At 61.5% G+C, this 3156-nt stretch carries 1 protein-coding gene; it reads right to left on the bottom strand.

The features are described from left to right. Positions 1-126 precede the first annotated feature (126 nt). A partial coding sequence (locus AC0AP0_RS10870; RefSeq protein WP_490430476.1) for a helicase occupies positions 127-3156 on the bottom strand: 3030 nt, incomplete at its 5' end.

A 3156-nucleotide genomic window follows, 5' to 3' on the forward strand; every position in this document is an offset into this window, starting at 1 on the left:
GATCCTCCTCGATGCCGTCAACATCGAACCGTTCCGTGCCTGGGCGAACCACCCGGCGATGCCGACGTCGGCGTGAAGCTGCAGGATTACCGGCCTGATTTCCTCGGTCTGGCTGATCATCCGCCATCAACGCGCCTGATGGTAGATATCGGCAAGGCGAGCGACGATCCTATCGGCTTCCTTATCAGGGTTGACAAAGGCCGAAACGCTCCAGACCGTCATGACCGACCAGCCAAGATACTGCAGGTCCTCGGTGGTGAACCGGTGACGCTCCCTGGTGGACTGGGTGTGCATGAACTCGGCATCGTCGGTCAGCACGGCCAAGGCATAGGGCTTGTTCTTGAGCCCCACCACCAATGGAATTCGAGGTGCCTGGTCATAACCGTAATCCAGGGCAACATCCAATCCTCGGGTCCGCAGCCGCTGGGCCAAATCCCGGAAGAGCACATTGGTGGACTGCTCGGCCTGCTCGGGCCGGACCGGCTCCGCGTCAGGATGCTCAGCCCAGGTCAACAGATCCTTGAGCAGACGCGGCCCGGGCTGGTGAAGACGGTCATCCTCCAGATCCTCAGCAGAGAAAGCTGCGACAATGTCCAGATTCCGATCCGGCAAGACCAGAGCATCCAGCAGCATGCCCTTGCCTCTTTCGCCTTCCAGATCGCCAAACTGCTGCAGGAGACGGCCGTGGGTGGTCTTGGCAAAGCCCAGAGTGAGGATCACGTCCGTGGCCCGGGCACCGCAGACCTCGTCAATGCCGACAATGCGTACGTGCCTCAGGAACTTGGCGAAAACCCTGTCCTTGGCGGCTGCCGACTTGAGTTCAGCGCCCAGCCGGGAGCGATGGGTAGCTGACAGGGTGACCACAGTCAGCAGGTAACTGTTCGGTACCAGGGAAAAAGATCCGGCCTTGCGCTTGAGCATGTCGACGACAGCAGCGACCTCCTGCTGGCTGGACTCGACCAGACCCGTGGCCATGACCGGGACGCCAACACCCTCCACCCTGGTCAGGGTCACCCTGCCAGGCTCCCGGCAATCGGGCACAGGCGCCGACAAATCCCCATAGCCGTAATCCTTCAGGAAGGCGTCCAGACGAATCGAGCGGCGCGAAGGCCGGGCTTTGACAGTGACCGGAACCAGACGGTCGATCAGCTGCAACAGGCCATCCGAGGTTACGGTCGGCCGGTGGGCGATGACTGCCACCTGCCGGGCCCGAGCCAGCACAGTCAGGACCTGGATGGAAGGCATATGGGCCCCGGCGTCAATGATGACCGTATCGGCCAGCTGTGTCGGATTGGTTCTGGTCGCCAGCGTAGCAGGAGTCGCGATGATGATGGGCTTGGCCGCCGACAGTATGCTGGGATGGGCCTGTTGGAAGACCGGAAGGGAGGCGCCAGGGTTGCCTGCCAGCATGGTGTGCAGCTGGTTGGCCTCCTGTGTGCGCGAGAAGAGCAGCTCGGACAGACGCTTTTCGCTCTCCTGGGCAACCATGGGCCCTATGCTGGCCACGTGCTGTGCATCCACCTGGCTAAAGCGGTCGGCTGCGTTGGATAAGGCGGAACCGTCCTGGTTGGAGATGATCTGCGAGGAACGCATGATGTCGTCAAAGACCGTGGTCCACCACGCCAGCTGCAGTTCGGCCCGTACCGCCTTACCTTCAACCTGCCGGTTGCGCAGATCCTGGACCAGGCCATCCAGACCCGCCTTGTTGAATTCACCCTCCAAAGCGCAGCGTTCAGGCAAAGTATCCAGGGCTGTATGGTCGTCAAAGAGGGCCTTGAGCCGCTCCTCCACCTTGTTGAAGTCCATGGTCTCCAGATCGCCGCCAGCCGGAGTCGAGTCCAGAACGGTGTCCAGAGCCGTCATGTCACGAATCAAAGATTCCTGAGTGTCGATGATAACGTCCAGCTTGGGCGGCAGGACCGGCCAGCCGCCGTGGGGGACGAAGGTCCGCCACTGCTCAGCCTGCTTTGAGACCACCACCAGTGACTCGTGCAAATCCTCGACCTGCGCACCAGGCCTGAGCAGGCTCTTAGCCTCCTTGACAAGACGTCGACGCTCCCAGAACCCCAGATTGGTGCCATCAGCCTTGCGATCGGCCTTGGACTTGGTGGCCTCGATCATGGCGGGAATGTCGCGCTCGAAGATGGAGGGCTGGAAGACATCCAGAACACGGCGCAGGTTCTTGAGGACCACCACCTGCCGTCCCCAATCCTTGACGGTGGCCGGCACGGGGAATCCACAGGTCTCTACAGTAGATTTGACCTGCTCACGGGTGTCCGGCAGAAGCCGCTGCAGAAGACGAACCACACGGGAGTAAGCATCCACGGCCTCGTTATCGTTGATCAGTGTGGCACCGAACCAGGGAGTGTCTTGGGGGCCGATGACGAATTCGCCCAGCTCGGCAGCCCTCTCCAGCTTGTCCGCCCAGGCATCCAACTCGGGCTGCAGGTTGTGGGCCGTGGCCGCACCCAAACGGACACGGGTGGCAGGATGCGTAGGCATGTTGGCAATGTTGGCCAGATTCTGAATCGTCTGGTAGGCCGAAACTCCCCAGCCCGAATCCACTCCATGAAGATCGCCCAGGTAACGGGTCAGCCGGGAACGGACACCCACAAGCTCGTCAGCCACCTGATCAAAATGCTCGCTGGCCTTGCCGGGTTTGAAGCCTACCGCATCAATCAAACGCTGATCCAGGACGCGGCCCAGTTGGTCGTCGGTCAGGTCAAGGGCCATGCCAGCCATCCCGGCAGCTTCCAGACGGTGTTGGAAGCGCCGCTTCTCCTCCACCACACAGGGCACATAGAGCACTGTCCTGCCTGCGGTGACGCAACGCGAGGCAATGGCCAAAGCATCGTCAGCGCTGTGGCGGCCGGTCTGTTCATCCACAAGCACGCTATGCCCGGTCGCCACCAGCTGGGCTGCATAACGGACCCGGTTGGCCACATCTCCGGACTCGAATTCGCTGTGAGGATCCGCATCGAAGGGACTGTAGTCGGGCACGGATCCGCCCTTGAGCCGCTCGGAAGCCGCCTGGTCGCCTGCCAAAGCATCCAGCAGATCGTTACCGGTGGACCCGACAGTCATCCGGTCCAGAATCCGGAGGCTTTCACCAAGCAGCTGGGCCGATGGCTCGATGAAACACCCTAGGACAATTTT

The sequence above is a fragment of the Bifidobacterium sp. POST2/T3 (B1) genome, from assembly GCF_058197115.1.